At 49.1% G+C, this 23,731-nt stretch carries 25 protein-coding genes and 2 tRNA genes; 4 read left to right on the top strand and 23 right to left on the bottom strand.

Annotation, left to right across the window (positions count from 1 at the left end):
• Positions 1-90: 90 nt before the first annotated feature.
• The 3 genes from dinB to AVZ68_RS12595 all read right to left on the bottom strand — a co-directional run bounded on the left by dinB (position 91) and on the right by AVZ68_RS12595 (position 1,804).
• A complete protein-coding gene (gene dinB, locus AVZ68_RS12605) occupies positions 91-1,203 on the bottom strand; it encodes a DNA polymerase IV (protein ID WP_059105012.1) in 1,113 nt (370 codons plus the stop codon).
• Positions 1,204-1,211: 8 nt separating this feature from the next.
• Positions 1,212-1,436, bottom strand: coding sequence for a hypothetical protein (locus tag AVZ68_RS12600; RefSeq protein ID WP_059104919.1), 225 nt, complete (start codon positions 1,434-1,436; stop codon positions 1,212-1,214).
• A 295-nt stretch (positions 1,437-1,731) separates the two neighbouring features.
• Positions 1,732-1,804: transfer RNA gene (locus AVZ68_RS12595), tRNA-Val, on the bottom strand.
• A gap of 156 nt (positions 1,805-1,960) precedes the next feature.
• On the opposite strand from AVZ68_RS12595, the gene AVZ68_RS12590 reads away from it, so the two are divergent.
• A complete protein-coding gene (locus AVZ68_RS12590; RefSeq protein WP_180316704.1) occupies positions 1,961-2,500 on the top strand; it encodes a GNAT family N-acetyltransferase in 540 nt (179 codons plus the stop codon).
• Positions 2,501-2,576: 76 nt separating this feature from the next.
• On the opposite strand, the gene copZ is transcribed toward AVZ68_RS12590, so the two are convergent.
• Both copZ and AVZ68_RS12580 read right to left on the bottom strand, forming a co-directional pair.
• The gene (gene copZ / locus AVZ68_RS12585) at positions 2,577-2,783 is read right to left on the bottom strand and encodes a copper chaperone CopZ (protein ID WP_059104917.1); all 207 of its coding nucleotides are present in this window, start codon (positions 2,781-2,783) and stop codon (positions 2,577-2,579) included.
• 131 nt (positions 2,784-2,914) lie between these two features.
• Positions 2,915-3,115, bottom strand: coding sequence for a hypothetical protein (locus tag AVZ68_RS12580; RefSeq protein WP_059104916.1), 201 nt, complete (start codon positions 3,113-3,115; stop codon positions 2,915-2,917).
• A gap of 151 nt (positions 3,116-3,266) precedes the next feature.
• Between AVZ68_RS12580 and AVZ68_RS12575 the strand changes: the two genes are divergently transcribed.
• Together AVZ68_RS12575 and AVZ68_RS20280 are read left to right on the top strand one after the other, a co-directional pair.
• The gene (locus AVZ68_RS12575; protein ID WP_059105011.1) at positions 3,267-4,040 is read left to right on the top strand and encodes a Cof-type HAD-IIB family hydrolase; all 774 of its coding nucleotides are present in this window, start codon (positions 3,267-3,269) and stop codon (positions 4,038-4,040) included.
• Positions 4,041-4,132: 92 nt separating this feature from the next.
• Positions 4,133-4,291, top strand: a complete 159-nt coding sequence (locus AVZ68_RS20280) for a hypothetical protein (RefSeq protein WP_157404653.1) — start codon at positions 4,133-4,135, stop codon at positions 4,289-4,291.
• Here AVZ68_RS20280 and AVZ68_RS12570 read toward each other — a convergent pair.
• The 11 genes from AVZ68_RS12570 to AVZ68_RS12520 all read right to left on the bottom strand — a co-directional run bounded on the left by AVZ68_RS12570 (position 4,273) and on the right by AVZ68_RS12520 (position 15,192).
• A tRNA-Arg gene (locus AVZ68_RS12570) sits at positions 4,273-4,345 on the bottom strand. The genes AVZ68_RS20280 and AVZ68_RS12570 overlap by 19 nt on opposite strands.
• Before the next feature lie 75 nt (positions 4,346-4,420).
• Complete coding sequence (locus AVZ68_RS12565) at positions 4,421-4,786, bottom strand: hypothetical protein (RefSeq protein WP_059104915.1); 366 nt, start codon at positions 4,784-4,786, stop codon at positions 4,421-4,423.
• A 214-nt stretch (positions 4,787-5,000) separates the two neighbouring features.
• A complete protein-coding gene (locus AVZ68_RS12560) occupies positions 5,001-5,429 on the bottom strand; it encodes a BrxA/BrxB family bacilliredoxin (protein ID WP_059104914.1) in 429 nt (142 codons plus the stop codon).
• Positions 5,430-5,477: 48 nt separating this feature from the next.
• On the bottom strand, positions 5,478-6,710 hold the full coding sequence (locus AVZ68_RS12555) for a coproporphyrinogen III oxidase (RefSeq protein ID WP_437182694.1): 1,233 nt from the start codon (positions 6,708-6,710) through the stop codon (positions 5,478-5,480).
• On the bottom strand, positions 6,704-7,000 hold the full coding sequence (locus AVZ68_RS12550) for a hypothetical protein (protein ID WP_059104913.1): 297 nt from the start codon (positions 6,998-7,000) through the stop codon (positions 6,704-6,706). The genes AVZ68_RS12555 and AVZ68_RS12550 overlap by 7 nt, the downstream gene beginning before the upstream one ends.
• A gap of 179 nt (positions 7,001-7,179) precedes the next feature.
• Positions 7,180-8,487 carry a dihydrolipoamide acetyltransferase family protein gene (locus tag AVZ68_RS12545; protein WP_059104912.1) on the bottom strand — a complete coding sequence of 436 codons (1,308 nt, stop codon included), beginning with the start codon at positions 8,485-8,487 and terminating at the stop codon, positions 7,180-7,182.
• Positions 8,488-8,505: 18 nt separating this feature from the next.
• Positions 8,506-9,489, bottom strand: coding sequence for an alpha-ketoacid dehydrogenase subunit beta (locus AVZ68_RS12540; RefSeq protein ID WP_059104911.1), 984 nt, complete (start codon positions 9,487-9,489; stop codon positions 8,506-8,508).
• A complete protein-coding gene (locus AVZ68_RS12535; RefSeq protein ID WP_059104910.1) occupies positions 9,480-10,490 on the bottom strand; it encodes a thiamine pyrophosphate-dependent dehydrogenase E1 component subunit alpha in 1,011 nt (336 codons plus the stop codon). Before AVZ68_RS12535 ends, AVZ68_RS12540 begins: the two co-directional genes overlap by 10 nt.
• A 12-nt stretch (positions 10,491-10,502) precedes the next feature.
• Positions 10,503-11,924, bottom strand: a complete 1,422-nt coding sequence (lpdA, locus tag AVZ68_RS12530) for a dihydrolipoyl dehydrogenase (RefSeq protein WP_059104909.1) — start codon at positions 11,922-11,924, stop codon at positions 10,503-10,505.
• A 6-nt stretch (positions 11,925-11,930) separates the two neighbouring features.
• The gene (locus AVZ68_RS12525) at positions 11,931-13,025 is read right to left on the bottom strand and encodes a Glu/Leu/Phe/Val family dehydrogenase (RefSeq protein ID WP_059104908.1); all 1,095 of its coding nucleotides are present in this window, start codon (positions 13,023-13,025) and stop codon (positions 11,931-11,933) included.
• 157 nt (positions 13,026-13,182) lie between these two features.
• Positions 13,183-15,192, bottom strand: coding sequence for a sigma-54 interaction domain-containing protein (locus AVZ68_RS12520; protein WP_059104907.1), 2,010 nt, complete (start codon positions 15,190-15,192; stop codon positions 13,183-13,185).
• A 539-nt stretch (positions 15,193-15,731) separates the two neighbouring features.
• Between AVZ68_RS12520 and AVZ68_RS12515 the strand changes: the two genes are divergently transcribed.
• The gene (locus AVZ68_RS12515; protein WP_059104906.1) at positions 15,732-15,983 is read left to right on the top strand and encodes a DUF2627 domain-containing protein; all 252 of its coding nucleotides are present in this window, start codon (positions 15,732-15,734) and stop codon (positions 15,981-15,983) included.
• 18 nt (positions 15,984-16,001) lie between these two features.
• On the opposite strand, the gene AVZ68_RS12510 is transcribed toward AVZ68_RS12515, so the two are convergent.
• The 7 genes from AVZ68_RS12510 to ahrC form a co-directional block, all read right to left on the bottom strand.
• Positions 16,002-16,808 carry a hypothetical protein gene (locus AVZ68_RS12510; RefSeq protein ID WP_059104905.1) on the bottom strand — a complete coding sequence of 269 codons (807 nt, stop codon included), beginning with the start codon at positions 16,806-16,808 and terminating at the stop codon, positions 16,002-16,004.
• On the bottom strand, positions 16,790-17,470 hold the full coding sequence (locus tag AVZ68_RS12505; RefSeq protein WP_059104904.1) for a glycosyltransferase family 2 protein: 681 nt from the start codon (positions 17,468-17,470) through the stop codon (positions 16,790-16,792). Before AVZ68_RS12505 ends, AVZ68_RS12510 begins: the two co-directional genes overlap by 19 nt.
• Positions 17,436-18,545: a putative cytokinetic ring protein SteA gene (gene steA, locus AVZ68_RS12500; RefSeq protein ID WP_059104903.1), complete on the bottom strand. Its 1,110-nt coding sequence runs from the start codon at positions 18,543-18,545 to the stop codon at positions 17,436-17,438. Before steA ends, AVZ68_RS12505 begins: the two co-directional genes overlap by 35 nt.
• Before the next feature lie 161 nt (positions 18,546-18,706).
• Positions 18,707-19,492, bottom strand: a complete 786-nt coding sequence (gene spo0A, locus AVZ68_RS12495; RefSeq protein ID WP_059104902.1) for a sporulation transcription factor Spo0A — start codon at positions 19,490-19,492, stop codon at positions 18,707-18,709.
• 501 nt (positions 19,493-19,993) lie between these two features.
• Entirely contained in the window at positions 19,994-21,295 is a 1,302-nt protein-coding gene (gene spoIVB, locus AVZ68_RS12490) for a SpoIVB peptidase (protein ID WP_059104901.1), read from the bottom strand.
• A gap of 110 nt (positions 21,296-21,405) precedes the next feature.
• Positions 21,406-23,133 (bottom strand): DNA repair protein RecN, encoded by a 1,728-nt coding sequence (gene recN, locus AVZ68_RS12485; RefSeq protein WP_059104900.1) that lies wholly within the window; start codon positions 23,131-23,133, stop codon positions 21,406-21,408.
• A 12-nt stretch (positions 23,134-23,145) separates the two neighbouring features.
• The gene (ahrC, locus tag AVZ68_RS12480) at positions 23,146-23,595 is read right to left on the bottom strand and encodes a transcriptional regulator AhrC/ArgR (protein ID WP_059104899.1); all 450 of its coding nucleotides are present in this window, start codon (positions 23,593-23,595) and stop codon (positions 23,146-23,148) included.
• Positions 23,596-23,731: the final 136 nt, after the last annotated feature.

Here is a 23,731-nt window from a genome sequence, read left to right as displayed (position 1 = left end):
GGAACGTCTTAGGAGCATTGTGGTAACTCCTTTTTCTTCCCCCTTCTTCCACCGCCTTTTCTGGTTGGAGAAGGGGTGATTCGTATGCAATCAAAACAGCGGGATTGGCTGATGCTCGATTGGATCTAAATTTGTGATCGTGATGCCAAGCAAGCGTACCCCTTTCTCGATCGTCCCCATTTCCTCCCACAGCTCCACGGCTTGCCCAAGAATGTCTTCAGCATCCTCCACGTAATGAGGAACGCTAATGCGTTTCGTCACTGTTTCAAACGAACGATAACGTACTTTCAATACAACGGTCTTGCCGTGTTTTTGTACTCGGTTTAAGGAAGCGACAACGTTTCGCGCGATTTCCCTTAGCTCATCCACCACTTCGCTATTCGTCGTAAGGCCGTTAAAATATGTGCGCTCCTTCCCAACGGACTTTCTCTCTCGCTTCATACATAGCGGCTTGTTGTCGATGCCTCGAACGCGCTTGTAATAGGAAATTCCCGCCCTGCCGAAATGAGAGATCAAGTCCAACTGTTCCATCTGGTACAAGTCTTCGCCCGTAAATATACGCAAGCGATGCATTTTCTCCGCCGTTTTTGGGCCGATGCCATGAAATTTTTCAATAGGCAATTGCCGTAAAAACTCGACCGCCTGATCTGGTGGAATTACAGTGATACCCGCTGGTTTATTTATGTCTGAAGCAATTTTTGCAATGAATCTGTTGTATGAAACGCCTGCTGAACTCGTTAGTTGCGTTTCTTTCCAAATGTCTCGCTGAATCTGTCTGGCAAGAATAGTTGCGCTAGGGACGTCTTTCTTATTTTTTGTAACATCCAAATACGCTTCATCAATCGACATTGGTTCCACCAACGTCGTATAGCGCTGCATGATCTCTCTGATATGTAAAGAGGCTTCCCTGTATGCCTCATAGTTGCCATCGATAAAAATTCCGTCTGGACACAACTCATAGGCTTTGTAGGCACTCATCGCCGAATGAACACCGAACTTTCTGGCCTCGTAGTTCGCTGTTGAAACAATTCCTTTTCCACCCGTCTTCCTTGGATGCTTGGCAATAATTACTGGCTTTCCTTTTAACGACGGGTTGTCTCGCTCCTCCACAGACGAGAAAAAAGCGTCCATGTCAATATGAATAATTTTACGAGAAGTGTCTTTATAAGGCTCCGGCAATTGAAGTCCCTGGGTCTGGCTCATGTTAGTTTTCATCCCTTCCAGACGGTTTCTCTTCGCTTCACTGGAAATACCGAGAGGATATTCCCCCTCCTAAAGATGCGGGGCTGCCCACGATAATGACAGAACCCCACAACGGTCGTCTCACTCACAGCAAATACTGTTACCTCCCGGTGTGTACAATGGCCGTTGGCATCGAGGTAAATCATCTGTAGCTCTTCATTTCTGTCCACCGTACGTTCGAGTAGCTTTTTCACTCTCTTCACCTCGTTTTCTACAGTTTACCGAACAAACGATCGATAGTCAACAAGGAAGAGAATGAACGTTCGGCAAATAGTGGTGAAGCCTAGCTGATTGCCTTATTATCGCTTTACTAGGTAGATGAGCAGTCAAGTGCCTTCTTTCATAAACCTGTGACGAGACGAGAATAAAGCTGCAAAATGATGCTTTGGCGGGTTCATTCGCTTATTTGCCACTTGTCACTTGTCACTCAAGGACAAAAAAAGCACCCTCCCTCATCCGGAAAGGTGCCATGCTCCTGCTTTTAAGAGATGACCCGTACTGGGCTCGAACCAGTGACCTCTACCCTGTCAAGGTAGCGCTCTCCCAGCTGAGCTAACGGGTCGTGGGAAAAAGTATGTAGATGTCTCTGTCGACATCTATTACTATATCGGAATTAACTTAGAATGTCAACAAAAATTTAAAATGGCGCTAATAGGTACAACCTCTCTATGAGTCGTGGTAAAATGGAAGAAAGTCGAATGAGAGATGGTGAATTTTGGTGGAAGACAAGCGTTTTGAAACGTCACGGCTACTCCTTCGTACGTTATCCGAAGACGACGCGGAGGCTCTCCATATTTTTTGGTCGGACGTTCGCGTGACGCGTTACATGCACATCAATTCTTTAGAGACCATGGAACAAGCAAGAGCGTTCATTGCTAACTTGAACACATTGATGGAACAAAATGAGTTGACCCGATACAGCATTGTCCTGAAGGAAACCAATGAAGTGATTGGTACCTGTGGCTTTGATTCGTTCGTTCCTGAACATCAGACAGCCGAGATTAGTTATGACCTTGGCAAACCTTACTGGGGTCAAGGTTTTGCTTCAGAAGCGCTCCGGATGATCCTTAGCGATGGCTTTGAAGGCAAAGAGCTAAACCGCATTGAAGCAAGAATTGAGCCGGACAACATCCGTTCCATTCACGCGCTGCATAAGCTTGGCTTTATGCAGGAAGGCAAGCTTAGACAGGCGGCTCGAAAAGGGGACCGGTTTACGGACATGCTGATCTTTTCCTTACTGAAGGAAGAGTTCGAATGAGTAGAAGCAAAGGACGCTGTTCCTTTGCTTTTTCTTTTCAAAAAAAGCACACCACATCTCTGCAGTGCGCTCTCTATTACTTCACATCGTAACCTTGATCTTCAATTTCTTCCTTAACCGTCTCAAGCGAGAGCTCTGAGGGGGCATAGGTGACATCAACCGAATGGTTCTCCAGTGACACAGATACACTCTCAACGCCTTGCAGACCGCCTACGGCTTTCTCAATCGATGCAACGCAATGTCCGCATGACATGCCTTCAACATTCAACTTCTCAGTTATCATTGTAAAACACCTACCTTATGATTTGTGTTCAGTGTACCATACCTACCGTGGTATTCATCGTTTATAATTTCGAAAAGTTGCCTGCGCGACTTAAGTTCCGCTTAATCGTTCACCTCACATACTACCGCAATTTATTGATCCGTCGATTCATCAACTTCAACGACCTCGATTCTTTTGACCGTATCGAGATTGATCCTGCTCTCGCTAATACGAATCCACGAGCCTTGTTGTCTCTCAAGCCAGTCGTTAATTCGACTGCGTGGGTCCTCTGTATACGTTATGTCCTCTCTCGTTCCGTCAATAAAACTGAAAATGACTTGATAAGATGCCATTTTTCATCCTCCTTGATCGTTATACTTTTTGTATACCCCTTTTTCAAACGTCTCAAGCACTTCATTTAGATTTCGTTGACACTCTCCTCTATCTAGGATAAAGTTTGGTTGAATCAAGAGAGAAAAAAATCAAAAAGTGAGTGGTGAGAGCTTGAAACGCGCAATGGTATTTTTTGATATTGATGGAACGTTGTTAAACGAAGACAAAGAATTGCCGCTGTCCACGAAACGTGCTGTCAAGTCGCTTAAAAAAGCGGGGCACGAAGTAGCAATTGCTACTGGGCGAGCGCCGTATTTTTTTAAGGATTTGCTTGAGGAGCTACAGATTGAGTCGTACGTATGCTTTAATGGACAGCTCGTTGTCTACAAGGGCGAGACGATTTACCGGAATTCGTTAGATGCAGAAGAGCTTGATCGCTTGGAGAGCTTCGCCTCCAAACAGGAGCATCCGCTTGTCTTTATGAGCGAAGACGGGTTTCAAGCGAACGCAAAAGATCATCCGCATATTCAAGAAAGCATCGAGACACTCAAGATAGACTTGCCGGGCCACGACCCTGACTTCTATAAGTACCAGGAACTGTGTCAATGCTTGCTTTTCTGTACAGAAGATGAGGAGCAGGAGTACCGCCGTCAGTTCACCAAGTTACGCTTCGTGCGCTGGCACCCGCTTTCCACAGATATTCTGCCACATGATGGTTCAAAAGCGAACGGTATTCAGCAGTTTATCGAGAAGGCAGGCGTTTCCAAGGATCAGGTCTATGCTTTTGGTGATCAATTAAACGATATGGAGATGCTTGCGTTTGCCAAGCACGGGGTGGCGATGGGGAACGCGCCTGACGTGGTGAAAGAGAAAGCAAACTATGTGACCAAGCATGTTAATGACGATGGCATTGAGCACGGCTTGAAAATGGTCGGCTTGCTTTAAGAAAAGCGCAGGCGGGTTGGTCAAAAGCGAGAATTTTGGAGACCTGACAAAAGAAATCCCGAGTTTGGATTTCGTTGTCAGGGCGAAAAATCTTGAGCTTTTACCCGCCGAAGCTAGACAAAACAGGGGAGAGAAGAGCGCTCGCTCTTCTCTCCCCTGTTTCCCTGCATCAAGACACAAAAAAACTTGCCGATCGTCCTGAAGACTTGCTCGACAAGCTCGCTACGTATGACGCGCCTAGCAGGATTTGAACCCACAACGCGAGAACCGGAATCTCGTGTGATATCCCATTTCACCATAGGCGCCTATGTGTTTTACGACAGGTATAAATATACCGGATTAAGAGGGAGCTGTCAACCATTTTTCTCCCTCTGCCTGACTTATGCTTCTTTGTTCGTCTGCTCGCCCTCGGCAAACATCTGCTGGAAACGCTCATTGATGTCTTCTTCCGTGTAGCCAGCTTCACCGAGGCGCACCCCGAAATTCTTCGCATACAACTGCAGGCGTTGAGCCATTTTTGCGTACTTCTTCGCTTCTGCACCCTTGGTTTCCTTTTGGCGTCCTTCAGCGTTGGAAATCAAATTCTCGACAACAAAAAGCGCTTTCCATAACTCTGGTTCATCCATGCCTTGGTGAATCGTACTTAGCTCGTCAATCACCTCTTTATAGAATGCTTGAAATTCTTTAAACGAGATTTCTTCATCCATGTTTAAGTAGGTTTGAATTTTATCGTATTGCGCTTGCATAGTTAGACACCCCTTTTTAAACGTCGCCGTTATTATAGCACACAGGCGCAGTGAGTGCTATGGCTAGGCTGATGCGATTATGACAGATGAATGGAGATTGAAGGTTTCCCCTTTTTCTCTCCATGATCAACGCCAGCGTTAGAACAGTGGGAAACAGCTCCTGCTACTCCGTTGATTTAAAGAAAGGGCATGCATCAGATGCACACCCTTGGTTTTATTTGCAGTATGTGTCAAACGCCTGCTCGAGCTTCTGCACGACCTGGATGGGTTCGTGTCCTTCAATTTCGTGACGCTCAATCATCATTTGAATCTCGCCGTCTTTGAGAAGCGCAAAGGAGGGTGAGGAAGGACCGTAACCTTCGAAGTATTCCCGCGCTCGTGCAGTGGCTTCTTTATCCTGACCAGCAAACACGGTCACAAAACGATTGGGCTTTGTTTCATAGTTGCGCATGTACGCTGCTGCCGGGCGAGCAATGCCTCCCGCACATCCACATACCGAGTTCACCATAACGAGAGTCGTTCCTTTCTCTCCTAGAGTCTGCTCCACGTCTTCCATCGACTCTAGCTGTGTATATCCTGCTTCAACCATATCGCGACGTGCCCCATCGACAACGTCATTTATGAACATGTTAAATTCCGCCATATGCTTTGTCCTCCTTTGATTTGCTCTACCAATAGTGTAATGCGCCCGCTATTGTTTGACAAGCGGACTGGCTTGAAACAGTGCTTCCAACCGCTTAATCTTATCGTGGGTGTACTCTTTGTAACGCTCATTATAGGCACGCGGATTTTTCGGATTGGCATGGCGTGTAATTACACCGGTGCCGGACTCAACGAACTTACTTGATGCGCCGCAGCCAAGACCAATAATCGTCTGACATTCTTCCATAATAATGATATTGTAAAGGCTCTCGCGGGCAGGCAACGCATAGCCGACGTTTTCCAAATTGCCAAGAATGTTTTTCTGCCGATAGAGATAGTACGGCGCATAGTTGTGCTCTTCCATCCACCCACTTGTCATCTTCATCATCTGACCAATTTCTTCGCGTCCGGCGACTTTGTATTTTTCCTTGTTTTTCGTCATGTCCGAAGCACGTTTAAAGGACAGCGTGTGTACAGTTAGTGACTCTGGCCCTAGCTTTTTCGTTTCCTTTAATGTGTTCTCCATTTCAGCGACGCCCTCATTCGGAAGACCAATGATGAGGTCCATATTAATATTCCCGAGCCCGTAGGCTTTGGCAAGCTTGAACTTCTCAACCGTTTCCTCAACGGAATGGTGGCGCCCAATCGCTTGCAGCGTTTCATCCGTAAACGACTGTGGATTGATGCTGATGCGGTCAATCTTGTATTTTTTCAATACTTTGAGCTTATCTAGAGTGATCGTGTCTGGTCGTCCAGCTTCGACGGTTAACTCACGCAAAGAGTTCACATTCGGGAAAACGTCGATCATATGAGCGTACAGAGCGTCCATTTGATCAGCGGTGATGCTTGTCGGCGTCCCTCCCCCGTAATAGACGGTCGTCACCGGGATGTTGTGGTCCTTGAGCCATTTTCCCGTCTCTTCCATTTCGTAATGAAGCCCGTCCAGAAAACGTTCCACCGAGCCATCCTTTTCATTGATCGCATAGGCAGGAAATGTGCAATAGGCGCACTTCGTCGGGCAGAATGGGATGCCGATATAAATGCTTACCCCTTGATCAAGCTGGTATAAATCCGGGATGACGGAAAGCTGACGCTCAACAATTCGCTCAAGCAACGCGATTTTCTCGCGTGAGACGGCATAAACCGTGTGCAGCTCTTCGGCGATCTCTTCCTTTGATAAGCCTGCTCTTTTCATTTGGTGCATGAGTTTGGTCGGACGGATGCCGGTAAGCACCCCCCACGGCTGGGTAATGTTAGTGTGCGCGGAGATGAGCTTCAGCAACAGCAAACGGACGGTGCGCTTGCGGGTTTTCGACGGATCGCTGCTGTCATAGATGCTTGATCTCGGGTAGCCCCCGTTCGCTTCTCTACTTGCCCCTCTTTTCCCTTAAGAGTAACGGTAACCGTTTCATTCTCAGCAATGACAACATTGATGGTCAAGTCCGGATCGCCATCGCGTTCATCTTCATCAAAGAGGACCTTTGTCCCTTCGTAAAATAAGGAAACAAGATGGGAGAGCGAATGTTTATAAGATAGGTCGAGCCCGGAAATATGTATAACGTGAGCTGGCATAGACGTTACTCCTTTTTTCTCTGAAAATCACATTAAGTGTACCGAAACAAAGGGGGTGCGGTCAACTAGGGGTGGGGGGATGGTGTTTCAAATGAATTGTTGGGGGGCGATACATATCCAATAAAAACAGCAGTAGGAAGAACCCTATCTCCCTACCGCACTTCTCTTTTGCTTTACGCTCAATATATCGAGGTCTCTTCACCCATCGCTTCCAATTTTGCTTTTACGGAAGCAAGGAAGCGACCGCAGACGAGCCCGTCGAGCACACGATGATCGAGAGAAAGGCAGAGATTGGCCATATGTCGAACAGCAATCACTTCTCCGGCCTCGGTGTCCATCACAACCGGCCGCTTGACGATTGATTCCACGGACATGATGGCCGCTTGGGGGTAATTGATAATTGGCTGTGACAACACAGAGCCAAAGGAACCCGTATTGTTCACCGTGAACGTTCCCCCCTGCATGTCCGAGCCGCCAAGCTTGCCGCTACGCACCTTTCCAGCCAGGTCGTGGATTTCACGAGCCAGGCCCTTCACGGTTTTCTCATCGGCCTGTTTAATCACAGGGACAAACAACGCCTCGTCGGTCGCTACGGCGATGGAAATGTTGATGTCTCGCTTTTGAATGATCGTATCGCCCGCCCACTGAGAGTTGAGCTGTGGGTACTCTTTCAGTGCTTCCACTGTCGCTTTAATGAAAAACGGCAGGAAGGTCAGATTGTAGCCTTCCGTTTGTTTAAAAGCTTCCTTCTTGCTTTGACGTAACTTGACGAGGTTCGTGACATCGACCTCCACCATGGTCCAGGCGTGAGGCGCTTCTCGCTTGCTTTTGACCATATTGGAAGCAATCGCTTTACGCACACCGCTTAGTGGGATTTCTACATCGCCTTCTGCTGTCGTTAAGGAAGGCATGCTCGCCGATTCCTCTTGAGGGGAGGCAGAAGCGGATGGAATCTCCCGCTCGGCAAGAGCCGGGGATGGCGTTGTCTGCCCCCCTTCAGCGATGATCGCTTCAAGGTCCTTGCGGGTAATGCGTCCGCCGCGTCCGCTCCCGCTAACCTCGTTAAGATCGATGTTATGTTCTCCGGCCAGGCGCATGACGGCCGGCGAATAGCGCGTTTTCTGCGAGGTGCCTGCCTGCGGTTTCTGAGCGGCAGGCGCTGGGCTTTTCTCCGAACTCACACTCTTTTCAGAGGAGCGAATCGGTTCTTCCTTCATAGGGGTAGCGGTCTCTGCGGTCTCTCCTCCTTCACCGGTTTCGATCGCACAGATTTCCGTCCCAACAGCGACCGTGTCATCTTCTTGAACGAGAAGCGCTTCAATGGTCCCTGTGTAGGAAGAAGGGATTTCGGCGCTTACCTTATCAGTCAGCACCTCAGCAATCGGATCGTATTTATTCACCTTGTCTCCAGGGTTCACAAGCCATTTAGAGATCGTCCCTTCCGTCACGCTTTCTCCCAGCTGTGGCATCGTCATCTTTGTTGGCATTACGGACCCTCCCTTCTTCTAAAATTCAGCGAGGGAGCGAATCGCCGCCTCGACTTTATCCGGATTGATCATAAATTCTTTTTCAAGTGGCGGGGCATACGGCATTGGCGGCAAATCCGGTCCAGCAAGGCGCTCGATGGGTGCATCGAGATCAAACAAACAGTGCTCCGCAATGATGGCGGAAACCTCGCTCATAACACTGCCTTCTTTCGTGTCTTCTGTAACAAGCACCACCTTGCCCGTGCGGCTAGCCGCTTCCTTGATGGCTTCCTGATCGAGTGGATAGACCGTTCTCAAGTCTAGGATATGGGTGGAAATGCCTTCTTTTTCAAGTCTCTCTGCTGCCTGCAACGCAAAGTGAACGCAGAGCCCGTACGTGATGACGGTGACATCCTCGCCCTCTCTTTTAACATCAGCCGTGCCAATGGGGAGCGTATAATCCTCTTCAGGCACTTCACCTTTAATGAGGCGGTAGGCACGCTTATGTTCAAAAAACAACACCGGGTCCTCAGAACGAATCGCCTCCTTTAAGAGCCCTTTGGTGTCATAAGGGGTGGAAGGCATGACAATTTTTAAACCGGGCGTGTTGGCAAACATCGATTCCACACTTTGTGAATGGTAGAGTGCGCCATGGACGCCGCCTCCATAAGGGGCACGAATCGTGATGGGACAGGTCCAGTCATTGTTGGAGCGGTAGCGAATTTTCGCTGCCTCCGACACAATTTGGTTGACGGCAGGCATGATAAAATCGGCAAACTGCATTTCAGCGACCGGACGCATGCCATACATCGCTGCACCAATCCCGACGCCAGCGATAGCGGATTCCGCAAGAGGCGTATCGATCACGCGCTCCTCCCCGAAAGCCTCGTAAAGCCCAGCAGTAGCCCGAAAGACACCTCCACGCTTGCCGACATCCTCCCCTAGAACGAAGACGCGTCCGTCACGTTCCATTTCCTCATGGAGGGCTGAAGTTATCGCTTCAATGTATGAAATTACAGCCATTTCGCTCCCCCCTGTTCGTACACATAGTTGTAGACGCTCTTGGCCTCGGCGTAGGCGGCTTTTTCCGCGTATTCGGTTGCTTCATTAACGATGGTGGCCACTTCAGATTCCATGCCCTTCATTGCGTCTTCATCGCATATCCTGTTCTCCATCACATAGCGGGCAAAGGTGTGAAGCGGATCTTTTTCTTTTGCCTCCTGTACTTCCTCGCGCGAACGGTAGGCCCGGTCATCGTCATCGCTGGAATGAGGGGTTAGGCGGTACGAAACAGTCTCGATCAGCGATGGTCCTTCTCCCCTGCGAGCGCGATCGGCCGCCGTTTTGACAGCTTCATAGACAGCGAGTGGATCGTTGCCGTCGACGGTGACGCCCGGCATTCCGTAGCCAACCGCTCGGTCAGAAACCTGTTCGCAGGCAAGCTGCTTCTCGATCGGAACGCTGATCGCGTACTTATTATTTTCACAAAGAAAGATGACGGGAAGCTTGTGTACACCAGCAAAGTTGGCGCCTTCGTGAAAGTCGCCTTGGTTGGAAGAGCCTTCACCAAAGGTCGTTAAGGTGACAAACTTCTTCTTCTCTAAGCGACCGGCGAGTGCAATCCCTACGGCATGTGGCACTTGCGTTGTCACCGGGGAAGAACCTGTGACGATGCGGTTTTTGCGCTGTCCAAAATGGCCCGGCATTTGCCTGCCCCCGGAGTTTGGGTCCTCCGCCTTCGCAAAGCCAGAAAGCATTAAGTCTCGAGCGGTCATACCAAACGCTAGCACGACGCCGATGTCTCTGTAATAAGGAAGCGCGTAGTCTTCGTCACGATTCAAGGCAAAGGACGCGCCTACCTGTGCTGCTTCCTGACCCTGACAAGAGATCACAAAAGGAATTTTTCCAGAACGGTTTAAAAGCCACATCCGCTCATCGATTCTCCTGGCCAGAAGCATAATCTTATACATTTCGCGGACGTCATCATTCGTTAAGCCCATCGCTTCATGTCTCGTTTCACTCATTGCTTTGCCTCCTCACATATGAATCGCACGGCGATCCACAGCAAGCGCTGCCTCGCCGATAATCTCGGATAACGTTGGATGGGGATGAATTGTCTCGGCGATTTCAAAGTGGGCCGCATCCACAACTTTGGCAAGCGCCGCTTCAGAAATCAAGTCCGTGGCGTGTGCCCCAATGATGTGAACACCCAGCAAATCATCATTGTCGCTGTCGGCGATCAATTTAACAAACCCCTCCGCTTCCCCTTGAACGAGCGCTTTCCCAATCGCTTGAAATGGAAATTTGCCAACTTTAACAGAATGACCTGCTTCCTTGGCCTGCGCCTCGGTAAAACCAACGCTTGAGGACTCCGGGAAGCTATAGATGCAGGAAGGAACCGTTGCATAATCGAGAGGTTCATGGAAATCTCTTGTCATATGAGCGACAGCGAGCAGCCCTTCATGAGAGGCGACATGCGCCAGCTGCATCCCGCCAATACAGTCGCCAATTGCGTAAATATGCGATTCTTTCGTCTGGTACCATTCATTCACGGCAATACAGCCATTCTTTACCACAATGTCGGTGTTTTCAAGGCCCATCCCCTCAATGTTGGCGACACGTCCAACCGAGACAAGCAGTTTCTCGGCTTCAAGTGAGAGCGGTTCTCCGTTCACTTCAGCAAGAGCCGTTACCCCGTTCTCTTGCTTGTTCACGGACTCCGAGTCAAAGCGGGCATTAAGATGAAACGTAACGCCTCGTTTCTCTAGCTGCCTCATCATTTCCGCGGAAATATCTTCATCTTCGTTTGGCAAAATTCGCTCCCCGTATTCCACAACGGTCACAGAAACACCGAAATCAACAAGCATCGATGTCCATTCAATGCCAATGACTCCGCCACCGATTATAATGATCGAGGATGGAAGCGCTTCAAGACTTAAGGCATTGTCCGAACTGAGAACATGCGTACCGTCAAACGCAAGCCCCGGCAGTGGCCGAGGAGAAGAGCCGGTCGCAATCAAGACATTTGAGCCAATCAGCATTTCATTCTCGCCTTCCGGTAGTTCAACGGAAACCGTGCCTGGCGTTGGCGAAAAAATTGAGGGACCGAGAATTCGCCCTATGCCGTAATAGATGTCAATTTTGCCTTTTTTCATTAATCCTTGCACGCCTTGGTAGAGCGTATCAACAACGGACTGCTTTCGCTTTTGAACGGCTTCAAAATCAAGCGAGACCGCTTCTGTTCGCACGCCAAACTCCGCCGCCCCATTCGCCGTACGCAAGACCTCAGCACTACGAAGCAGCGCTTTGCTTGGGATACAGCCTCTATGTAGACAAGTGCCACCGAGCTTCTCACGTTCAACAATCGCTGTCCTCCATCCGTTTTGAGCGGCACGGATCGCAGCTACATAGCCGCCCGTGCCTCCCCCGACAATCACGAGGTCATAATTTTCAGCCATAAAGGGTCACCTCCGTGATAAGATATGATGTTCGTTTCGCAGGAAGGTCCCACGTGATTGGCGCATTTGTGCGATGCGCTGCTCGGCCATACGATCAGCTGCAGCATGGGTCGAGATGTTCTCCTCCTTCGCGATTTCAAAGACTCTCCAAACATTGTCGTAAATGCCTTCAACTTTTTTAAAGGCGCGGTCCCGGTTGTAGCCGTTTAGCTCATCGGCAACGTTAATCACGCCACCGGCATTAATCACATAATCCGGCGCATAGGCAATACCCATTTCTTTAAGCTTTTCTCCATGGGCGTCGTCCTGTAACTGATTATTGGCCGCACCGGCAATGACGCTTGCTTTCAGCTTGCCGAGCGTATCATCGTTAATGACTCCCCCAAGGGCACAAGGAGCAAAAACATCCGCATTGACGCTGTAAATATCCTCCGTCTCAACGGCTTTGGCACCGAAATCTTCGACGGCTCGATCCACCGAAGGCTTATGGATATCGGTGACAATTAGATGAGCTCCGTCCTCATGCAAGTAGTTGCATAGTTGATAGGCTACATTTCCTACGCCTTGGACGGCAATGGTTTTGCCGGCAAAATCTTCGGACCCAAGCCCTGCCCTTGCCGCCGCCTTCATGCCTACATAAACCCCGTACGCCGTTACCGGTGAAGGATTGCCAGAGGCACCAAACGCTTGTGAAATGCCGGTTACATAGTCCGTTTCCTCGTGAATGGTATCCATGTCTTCCACGGTTGTGCCCACATCCTCAGCCGTAATGTAGCGGCCGTTCAGCCCTTGGATGTAGCGGCCAAACGCGCGAAACATCGCTTCATTTTTGTCTTTGCGCGCATCACCGATAATGACGGCTTTCCCGCCGCCTAAATTCAAACCAGCGGCCGCATTCTTATAGGTCATTCCTCTCGATAGGCGCAGAACATCTTCAAATGCTGCTTCTTCCGAGTCATAGTTCCACATCCGCGTTCCGCCAAGTGCGGGCCCGAGTGTTGTATCGTGAATCGCGATGATCGCTTTAAGTCCTGATTCGTTGTCCTGACAAACGACCAGCTGTTCATAATCGCGTTCAACCATTTTAGAAAACAAATTCATGCTGATATCCTCCTTAAATTGAGCGCGACTTGCCATCCATGGCACTCCCGAAATACCATGCAACAACTATGCCAACGCTTCGGTCCTGATGGATCTCTTGTTTTCAACCTCAACACCCTGAACATTTTTGCACACCTGCATTATTTTGCAGGCAATTTTATTCAAGCTGATAGCGTTCCAACTTGTAATAAAGGGAGCGTACGGAGATGCCTAACCGCTTGGCCGCCTCCGTTTTGACCCCGCCCGCCTTTTGTAGCACAGAAGCCAGATGCTCTTTTTCTTTTTCGGCAAGATACTCATTCAGTTTCTCTGGTCGCTCATCTCCGGCTTCCCTTCTTTCAGAAACACTCGTTTCTTTTGAGGACAGGAGCGGCATTAAAATATCGGCTTCGTTCATCGCCGTGGCACCAGCATCCATATAGATCATCGTTCGTGCCAGAACATTTTCTAGCTCCCTTACGTTCCCAGGCCAATGATACGCCCCTAACTGAGCGAGAGCAAGCGGCAAAACCGTTTGAATATTGTGGCCGTAGTCGTAGTTCAGCTTTTGTAAGAGATGATAGACAAGCGCTTTAAGGTCACTAATCCGTTCGCGCAGTGGAGGGATGGAAATGGGCAATTTGCTGACCCTAAAGTACAGATCTTCACGAAACGTTTTTTGGGCGATGGACGCTTGTAAGTTGGCATTGGTCGCTGCGATCAAGCGAACGTCGATGGAAATGGCCCTCGCCCCTCCAACTTTGACGATTTCCTGTTCTTGGAGCACACGCAACAGCTTCGCTTGCATCGCTGGCGACAGCTCTCCAAGCTCATCTAAAAACAAACTCCCTTTGTCGGCCTCTTCAAACAACCCTCGTTTTCCTCCTCGCTTCGCTCCCGAAAAGGCCCCTGGCTCATAGCCAAACAGCTCACTCTCAAGCAGCGTTTCCGACAAGGCGGCACAGTTAACTCGGATAAACGGCTTTCCACGTCGCTCGCTCTCATTATGTATAGCATGGGCAAACAGCTCTTTGCCCGTCCCCGTTTCCCCAAGAAGGAGAATGGGCAGAGAAGTGGAAGCGGCCATCTTTGCGTGCTCGATCGCTTCCCTCATCCTTTTTGAGTCACCGACAATTTCCTCAAAGGAATATTTTGTCTCAAGGGTCTGAATCCGTAGCTTAGCTTCCTTTAGCTGCTTGGAAAGCAAGCTAAGCTCGGAAACATCATGAATAACCCCGACGCTTCCTTTAAGCTGACCATCCACGATGACCGGGGCTACATTAACAATCACGTCCCGGGCCTGCGCTCCTAACTTGAGCCTTGCTCCACGGACGGGCTTCTTCGTCTCGAGGACTTTCATATGAATACTCTCGCCCTCGGAAATATCCGCGGTCGCTGGTTGTCCGATCACCCGCTCTGGCGGCAGGCCCGTCATTTTTGTGTAGGCAGGGTTAATCATTAGGCCAACGCCATGCTCATCAACAACGGAAATTGCATCATTGGAAGAGTTGATAATTGCCTCAAGCATCGTTTGAATGCTCTTCAAGTCCGTCACTTCTTCCGCAAGACGTGTCGCCTCGGTCACATCCTTGAAAATGGCAATCGCCCCTACGCATATTCCTTTCATAAAAAGAGGAACTCGGGTTGTGACAATCGTTGTTCCGTTCGCAAACGTCTGCATTTGGTTGTACTCAGCCTCTTTAGTTTGAATCACACGCGGCAATCCGCTTGCCTGCAGCAAGTCATTAATTTTCAGCCCGTAGCTTTGCTTTGGGTCAAAGTCCGCCATGATTCCCGCTGCCTCATTAGCAAAGACCACTCTTGCAAAGGCGTCAACCGTGATAATGCCATCATGGATCGCATGAAGCGCTGTTTCATTAAAAACGCCGGAAGAGGAAGCAAGATGCTCAGTAATATAGGCCCACGCCTCCCTCGCGTCGAACCAAATAGCCTGAGACCATTCGGCATGTGAAAAGGGCTCCTCCCCCACTTGAATCACGCCTTCAACAGCCGGAAAGGAGGGTGGATCCTCCTCTGTCCCCCATGGAATCGCGAGCGAAGCAACTTCCTCTTGTAGCGTATGATCTTCAGTTATAACGAAAACAACATCTAGAATGTTCGTTACTGCTAGCACCCTGACCAAACTAAGCGCTTCGTTCCCACTGCCAATGAGGGCCACACGCTTCATTCTTCCTCCCCCTATACCGATACAAATTATGACTAGGTCCTAATCACAGCTCCTAGTTTATGCTTACCGTTAGTATCATACAAATGAAGCAAACTTGCAACCCTTAGAACATATACACGCTCGCTTCTCTAAGGTACAATGGTTATAGCGACCCGTTGAAAAGAAAAGCGCAGGCGGGTTGGTCAGAAGCGAGGATTTTGGAAGGCCTGGACTAGAAATCCCGGTTTTGGATTTCAGGCCAGGCCTGAAAAATCCCGAGCTTCTACCCGCCGCAGCTGGATCAAGAAAAGCGCAGGCGCCCTGCTCACGAGCGACAAGTTCTGGAGCGACGGCAGATCAAGTCCGACCTTGAACTGGCGGCGTGAAGAAACCTCGAGCGAGTGGGCGCCGCAGCTGGATCGATAAAAGCGGAGGCGGGTCGAACAGAAGCGAGGATTTTGGAAGGCCTGGACTAGAAATCCTGGTTTTGGATTTCAGGCCAGGACTGAAAAATCCCGAGCTTCTACCCGCCGCAGCTGGACCAGGAGGTAAAAGACAAAATGGGACGAGCGATTGCCTTAATCATTTTACTCATTCCAATCATCGGCTCAGGCTACGGCATCAAACTGATGAGAGATGCGATATTTCAAGAGGTACTCGCCCCTTATCCAACACTAGGGCTGCAGTTTGCCTTTGGGATGATCTTTTTTCTTGTGGGACTAGCCTTTGTGGCAGGATTTATTTTTCACAGAGACCGAAAACGTGGAAAAGTGGCGCCGAAATGGCGGGAAAATAAAACAAAGCAAACGTAGACCGCGTTTGCTTTGTTCTCATGCGTTTCGCTTGCTAATCCCTAGCGTGTCCAACCAGCGCAGAAAAGAAAAACGCTCGATGACGCCGGAAAACGAGAGACGCTCGGCTAGAAGGGTTAAAAGTGAGAGTATGGCAAAGACACCCAGCTGGAAGCCTGTAGGCTGTCGTTCAACCACCCACACGGCCAGTAGAGCACCCATGCAAAGGGCACCATTATCGCCAAGCATCGCTCTCCTTTCTCCTTCCAGCACATACATAATATAGAAGACACTTACTAAGTAAAGGAGGAAAGCAAAGGAGGGCAATGGCTCGATCATAAGAAAACCTGCCATTGCAACAATCGCCAATTTCCAAAGTCGGAGCGGTCTTGTATCAAATAAATTCGCCACATGTGGCGAAAGAATCAGAATCAGGCCGACCAGCCCATTCATCCACCAGTTCCCGTGCAGGCCCCTCGTGCCAAACGTATACGCAACAGCCGCGAACACAACGAGAAGCGCTTTGATGCTTCCAGCCGTTAAGCGCTGCGAGCGGCGAACGTGATGGATGTGCCCAAGCAAGCCTTTGGGGTCGTGTGTGCCAAAACGATCATCAATGTATCCAGCGATCCAGACAAAACAAACATAAACAAGCGCGCCGTAAGCAAACACCACCGAACCCATTGGCAAATACGCACAAAGCGCCGCATAACTGTATAAGACAAATACTCCAAGGCTATAAGGCACCATTTTTCCTTGGTAGTTGGTCTGGCACCATCCCATATCTCGAAAGGCCCAAGTGCTAAGAATGGCGATAAGCGGCAGTGTTAGAAAAACAAGGACCATCGCCCAAGCTCCCTCTCATACCTTTTAATGTCCCGCCACTGCTTGAAGCGATGATGAAAGGCAGAAGCGGATTTCCCCATCTCTCGGTGCGCCATCTCCGTTTCAACCTCCACCACTTGTGCCCCGGCTCTAAGCATATCCAGCGACATTCCGACCTCAACACTAAAACGATAATAAGAGGTGCTTAAGAGCAATTTCAGCCAGTGCCTATGAAAGGCTCGCTGACCCGAAAGCGGCGCCTCGAGCCAGTGCCCGGTTTGGTTAAAAATGAGCCGCTGTGTTCGTCTTTTAACAAACCCGTAGCCTCCTTGTTGCCTCTTTCGGAACTTAGAAATGGTCATATCAGCTTTTTTTGCCATTAGTGGTTCCAGTAGTCGAACCGCCTCCGCGGCTGACTCCCCTAGGTCTGCATCAAGGCTGACAATGTACATCCCCTTTGTTTCTCTCCATCCATGCTGCAGCGCGTATCCTTTTCCCTCGTTCTGAGAGAGGTGAAATGTCCGATCCGCCTCTTGCTCCGCTACTTCTCCGGTACGATCGCTGCTTCCATCATTGATACAGAGGACTTCAAGATCATACGGCAGTGTGCGTACAGAGTGAATCGTCGCGGCGATCCGATCTTCTTCATTAAGTGCGGGTATAACGACCGATACTTGGCTCATATCGCACTTCTCCTCCCTTTCCAAATCTTCGTTTCCCCCACTTGGCCAACGCTTTTTTCCAAAGAGTGACGAGCGGATGTGGGCGTGTAATCAGCTTATGAATGCCTTTTAAATCCGTAACCTTATCCCCCGTCTTCATGCCGACAAGCAAGCTAGACCCCATCCCTTTCCGGTCTTTCTCCAGAAATTCATTCATCCCACTCCTGTAGCCGACCGTATACAAATGATGCGCCCCCGCCTGATAACAGCCGGACAATGCCATGTCTTCGCTCGTGCCGACATGTTGCATGTACTCATACGTGAGTCCCAGAGCATTCATCCGTTTCCGAGCTGGAACTTCTCCCTTCTCACCCTGATGACAAACGACTTCAGCCCCGCAGAACAGCGCTTCATCGCTGACGGAATCCATGTCTCCAGCGATCACATCTGGCTTCATCCTGTAGGCGAGCAGCGTATCTGCCGCTCCGTCGATCGCGACAACATAGGCCTTCAACTGTCTTATTTTTTTCCGAAGGGCACCGACGTCTTTTTCAAATGTTGGTCCACGAGCAACAAGCAGGACGTGGCGTCCCTTACACGCGGCAAATGCCTCAGGCAATTCCTTTTCAGTTATGAAAGTGGGACAGTCCTTTTCTGCGTGCGAAAGAGAATTACGCATGAATTGCTCAAGCTGAAGTGGGTAGCACTCATCAGCCTGAGCTAGACGTTTGGCAATGAGCGCTTCGTTATAGGGGCAGAGCTCCGCTACAAGAAGGCCATCCTGTGTAAATAGCCTTTCTCCGCGAATAACGACCACAGCCCCACTCCTTAGCAGCTCTTGTCGCCGAACGCTCTCAATGTCATAAACCGCTATCCCACTTGTCAGCAACCGCTCCACCTGATGATGACGATACGTCCCAGATAGAGAGAGGGAGCGATTCACAACCGCTCTTACGTTTCTACGAATGAAAGCCGTGCACGAAAGATCATCGAGATCTCGATGATCGAGGAGCACAATCGCCCCTTCTGGCAGGTGGGGGATCAATGTTTTTGTACGCGTACCGCCATGTAGCGTTCCGCCAATTTCCGGTTCCATTGCCATCGTCCCTTTACGTATTGCTCGTTATCTTATCTACCGCTAGTATGACCGACTGTAGCAAAATTACGCATTTTATGGATAACGAAAAAGGAATGGAGGAGAAAAAACCTCCTACAGAGGCAATAGAGCCACTAAGAGGAGGTGTACAATAGACAATTCTAGCTTACCTTATGCTCAATCCGCAGCTTATCGGCAACCATCGCAATAAATTCCGAATTTGTAGGCTTAGCCTTTGACTGACTGACCGTGTAGCCAAACAGCGTTGCGATGGAGTCAAGGTTTCCCCGGCTCCAGGCAACTTCGATGGCATGACGAATCGCACGCTCGACGCGACTCGCCGTGGTGTTGAATTTCTTCGCAATGTCTGGATAAAGCACTTTCGTTATCGAACCGAGGAGCTCGATGTCCTTATAAACGAGTGTGATTGCCTCACGTAAGTACATGTACCCCTTGATATGTGCAGGAACACCAATTTCATGAATGATGCTCGTAATGCTAGCGTCAAGATTGATTTGGCGGTTTTCCGGTTTTGGCATGGCACCGAATGTTAGACTTCCCTGCTTTGACGTTTGTTGCTTGCCCCCAATTTCACGGATTTTGCCCATTAACGCCTCCATGTCAAACGGTTTAAGCACATAATAAGCCGCGCCAAATTCAACGGCACGTTTCGTCACATTCTCCTGTCCAAAGGCCGTGAGCATGATTACCTGTGGTTTCGCCTGTTGTCCGCTTAAGCGTTCAAGCACAGCAAGGCCATCCAAATGAGGCATGATAATGTCAAGCAGCAGTACATCTGGCCGTTTTTCCTCTACTACTTTCAGGCACTCTTCTCCATTATCCGCTGTCCCAACCACCTGCATATCTTCTTGAGCACTCACATATTCGTTAAGTAAATGAACCAGTTCACGGTTATCATCCGCAATACAAACAGTTACGTTCTTCATAAGTTCCTCCTCTAATTACCATGGGTCTATCTTATCGATTCGACAAAGAGAACCGCATTCCTTTAAAAAATCTTATTTCTGCTGTTTTTTTATAAAAAGAAATGAAATTCTTTCAAATCCTCGCTTTTTCGACTTAATTCGATATACTATGGCTCACCACCCATGATTCACGAAATCCAAGATCAGGATTTTTTGTCAAATCTCTTCTGACCGACCCGCCTTCGCTTTTCTTTGTCTAGCTGCGGCGCCCACTCGCTCGAGGTTTCTTCACGCCGCCAGTTCAAGTCAAGGTCGGACTTGACCTGCCGTCGCTCCAGAACTTGTCGCTCGTGAGCAGGGCGCCTTCGCTTTTCTTTGTCCAGCTGCGGCGGGTAGAAGCTCGGGATTTTTCAGTCCTGACGCGAAATCCAAGACCGGGATTTCTTTGTCAGGCCTTCCAAAATCCTCGCTTCTGTTCGACCCGCCTTCGCTTTTCTACACACAAATAAACCAAAACGAGTGTTAACTCGCTTTGGCTTGATTTAGACCTGTATGGATGCCGGCTTCTTCAAGCATCCAGCCTATATGCCCGCCGTATCCAGAGGTGGGGTCATTAACGAATACATGCGTAACAGCGCCAATGAGTTTATCATTTTGGATAATTGGGCTTCCGCTCATTCCTTGAACAATTCCTCCTGTTGCTTCAAGAAGTTTCGGGTCAGTGACTTTAATAACCATGCCTTTTGTTGCCGGCTGTGTTTGGGTGACTGAACTTACCACTTCCACCTCAAATTCCTCCACGTCTTCCCCATTGACAACGGTGAGAATTTTCGCTGGTCCTTCTTCCACTTCTGAAGCCATGCTAATAGCCATTGGTTCATCAGCAATGTGGTTTTCCAGTTTATCGTTCTTTAGCGTCCCAAAAATGCCATACCTGCTGTTTTTTTCGATGTTCCCGAGCACGTTGTGTTCTTTGGAAATGCTGGCAAGCTTTTCCCCAGGGTCACCGTGCAGTCCCTTTTCAATGGACGTCACCGATGAACGCATAACTTCCCCGTCATGGACAACAATAGGCTTGTGTGTATCCATGTCAGAGATCACATGTCCAAGCGCTCCAAACTTTTTGGATTCCGGTTCGTAAAACGTCATGGTCCCTACGCCTGCCGCCGAATCGCGGATATAGAGGCCAAGACGGTACGAATGTTCACCTTTCGCTTTTTGAGGCTTGAGAATCGTTTGAATGTCCTTTTGGTCCCGTTTCACTTCAATCGACAATTCCTTTTTCTCTTCGCCAGCGTCTTGAACAAGGTCCGTGACATCTCTCATGGATCTCATTGTCACTCCGTTGATCTTGGTGATCATGTCACCGACTTCAATTCCTGCTGATTCTCCAGGAGACTGCTGTCCATTTATGGTCTCAATTAAATGATGACCTACAACAAGGACCCCTTCTGTATTTAGTTTGACACCGATGGATTGTCCACCTGGAACCACCTTAATCTCTGGCAACACTGATACGTCAATGGATTTTAGCGGCAGTCCCCCTGCTTTCACCACGGCTTCACTCGAGCCTCTTTCGTTCGCATTAAGATAAGTGCTATTGCTATTTTTAGCAATGGAAAATGCATGCGAATCCTCAGAGGCAACCGTCGCAAGTGCGCGGAGCGGACCAACACTTGAAAATAAAGCTTCTTGTTCCCCTTCAAAAACGGTTACCGAGGTTGGGATTTGAATAAAATTCTTCACGGTTTGTGAAAAGCCTAGGCTTAGCACAAACGCGAACAGCATGGCTCCAATTACATATCGTACACCCTCTTTTTTCAACTTCCTTCACTCCTCTAACTCCCAACCCACACCTCCATGCTGGCTGTATTACTAATGTTGCCGTGAAAGGCCACATTTATAACTAGGGCCAAAAGAAAAAGCCACCCAATTTAGGTAGCTTTTCTAATTCCCTCTTTATGTTCTCGAGCCATATCAAGGAGTTCTGTTGCATGCTGTCGCGTTAAATCCGTGATTTCCACGCCGGAAAGCATACGTGCAATTTCATTCACTTTCTCCTTCGCTTCTAACGGTTGGACCGAGGTCGTGACCCTGTCAGCACCTTCGTGCTTGGCGATAAACAAATGATGATCGGCCATTGCTGCCACCTGCGGCAAATGGGTGATACAGAGCACTTGTGAGCCAGTCGAGATTTGCTGAATCTTTTCAGCAATTGCTTGAGCGACCCTGCCGCTTACGCCTGTGTCGACTTCATCAAAAATAACAGAGGTAATGCCTTGTTTAAAGGAAAAGATCGATTTAAGCGCAAGCATAATGCGTGAGATCTCCCCGCCGGAAGCAATCTTGGCAAGTGGCTTCATTGGCTCCCCTTGATTGGTCGAAATAAGAAACTCGACTCGGTCCTTTCCTGATTCCGTGTACCCGTGTGCGTGCGCTTGCTGAGGTTTGCTCGGAGGACGGTTTTCAATGGCCACTTGAAAGCGCGTTTTCTCCATATAAAGTGCCTGCAGCTGCTCTTGAATGGAGTCCATCAGTTGGGCGGCCGTTTGTTTCCGTACGTCCGTCAGCGCTTCGGCTTCGAGCTCGATGTCACTCCAGATCGCTTCGAGCTTGTCCTTCAGCTCTGCAACACGATCGTCTTTGTGTTCCATTTCGTGAAGCTGCTCTTCAATCTTCGCGGCATACTCAAGAACAGCCTCAACACTTTCGCCATACTTTCGTTTCAAGCCCTCAATTTCCGCAAGACGGTTCTCAATATCTTTAAGCCTCTCTGGATTGAAATCAATTTGATCCACCGCTTCCCTTAAGGAAAAAGAGGCTTCTTCTAATAAATAGTAACCGCTCGAGACCGACTCATACAGTGGCTTCAGCTCTTCATCAACCGCGACCGCTTCCTCAAGGTGTGAGACCGCCCCGCTAATGAAATCGAGCCCGCGCTCTTCCCCATACAAATGATCATAACTAAGGTTCAGCGCTTCAAAGAGCTTTTCACTGTTCGCCAGCTTGTGGCGCTCTTGACTAAGTTGCTCGTCCTCGTTTGGCGCAAGCTCTGCCTTTTCAATTTCTGAGAGCTGGTACGTATAGAGGTCGATCCGCCGGGCCATCTCCTGCGAATTTTGATTCATTTCCTTACGCTTTGCTTCAAACTTTTGCGCCTGTCTGTATAGCCGCTGATACTCGGCAAGCGTTTCCTTCATTTTTGCGCCCGAAAAACTGTCCAGTAATCGGACATGCTCATCCACCTGCATCAGCGACTGATGCTCATGCTGCCCGTGCACATCAATGAGCGTCTGCCCGACTTCGCGAAGAACGCCGAGTGTGGTCAGTTTTCCGTTAATACGGCAAATGCTTTTCCCTGCTTGCGTAATCTCACGACGCAAAATCAGCATCCCTTCTTCAAGCTCAATGCCAAGCGACTCTAGTTTCACACGAACCGGGTGCTTGTCATCCACAGAAAAAAGCCCATCAATTTCTGCGCGCTTTTCTCCATAGCGCACGAATTCTGCCGAGCCACGACCGCCAAGAAGCAAGCCAATGGCGTCAATGATGATGGACTTTCCTGCCCCCGTTTCTCCTGTTAGCACCGTCAACCCTTTATCAAAAGGAACGGATAACGCATCGATAATCGCAAAGTTTTTAATGGAGAGCTCCATTAGCATGATATCGCCACCTTAAAGCATGTTAAGAAACTGCTCTGAAACCCACTTCCCGTCTGCTTCTGTACGACAGATAATCAAGATCGTATCGTCTCCACATATCGTCCCCATTAGCTGCTGCCAGTCCAAGTTGTCGATAAGTACGGCAATGGCATTGGCATTTCCCGGCATCGCCTTCATCACGACAAGATTTTCCGCCTGATCAATACTAATAAAGCTATCGGTAAGAATGCGTTTTAGCTTCTGTTGAGGGTTAAAACGCTGATCCGCTGGCAGACTGTACTTGTAACGTCCATCCGTCATTGGTACTTTTACAAGATGGAGCTCCTTGATGTCCCGCGAAACCGTCGCCTGGGTGACATTGTAGCCATCATGCCTAAGCGTATCAACCAAATCATCCTGCGTTTCGATTTCTAAGTTCGTAATGATCTCCCTGATCTTAATATGGCGTTGGCCTTTGTTCATGTCATCACCTTACTCTCTAGGTAAAAATCAAGTCCTTTCTTTATTATCCTTTCTTTCCCCCCTTAGGGCAAGGAATATACATAAGGATCAGCTCTGAGGAGTAAACGTTAAGAAAAAATGTACGAAAGGTTATGTC

Origin of the sequence: Shouchella shacheensis, assembly GCF_001484965.1 — a bacterium.
Classification (GTDB): Bacteria; Bacillota; Bacilli; order Bacillales; family Bacillaceae_D; genus Shouchella; species Shouchella shacheensis.
The sequence above is the reverse complement of the archived record's forward strand: the minus strand, read 5'-3'. Positions and strand labels throughout refer to the sequence as shown.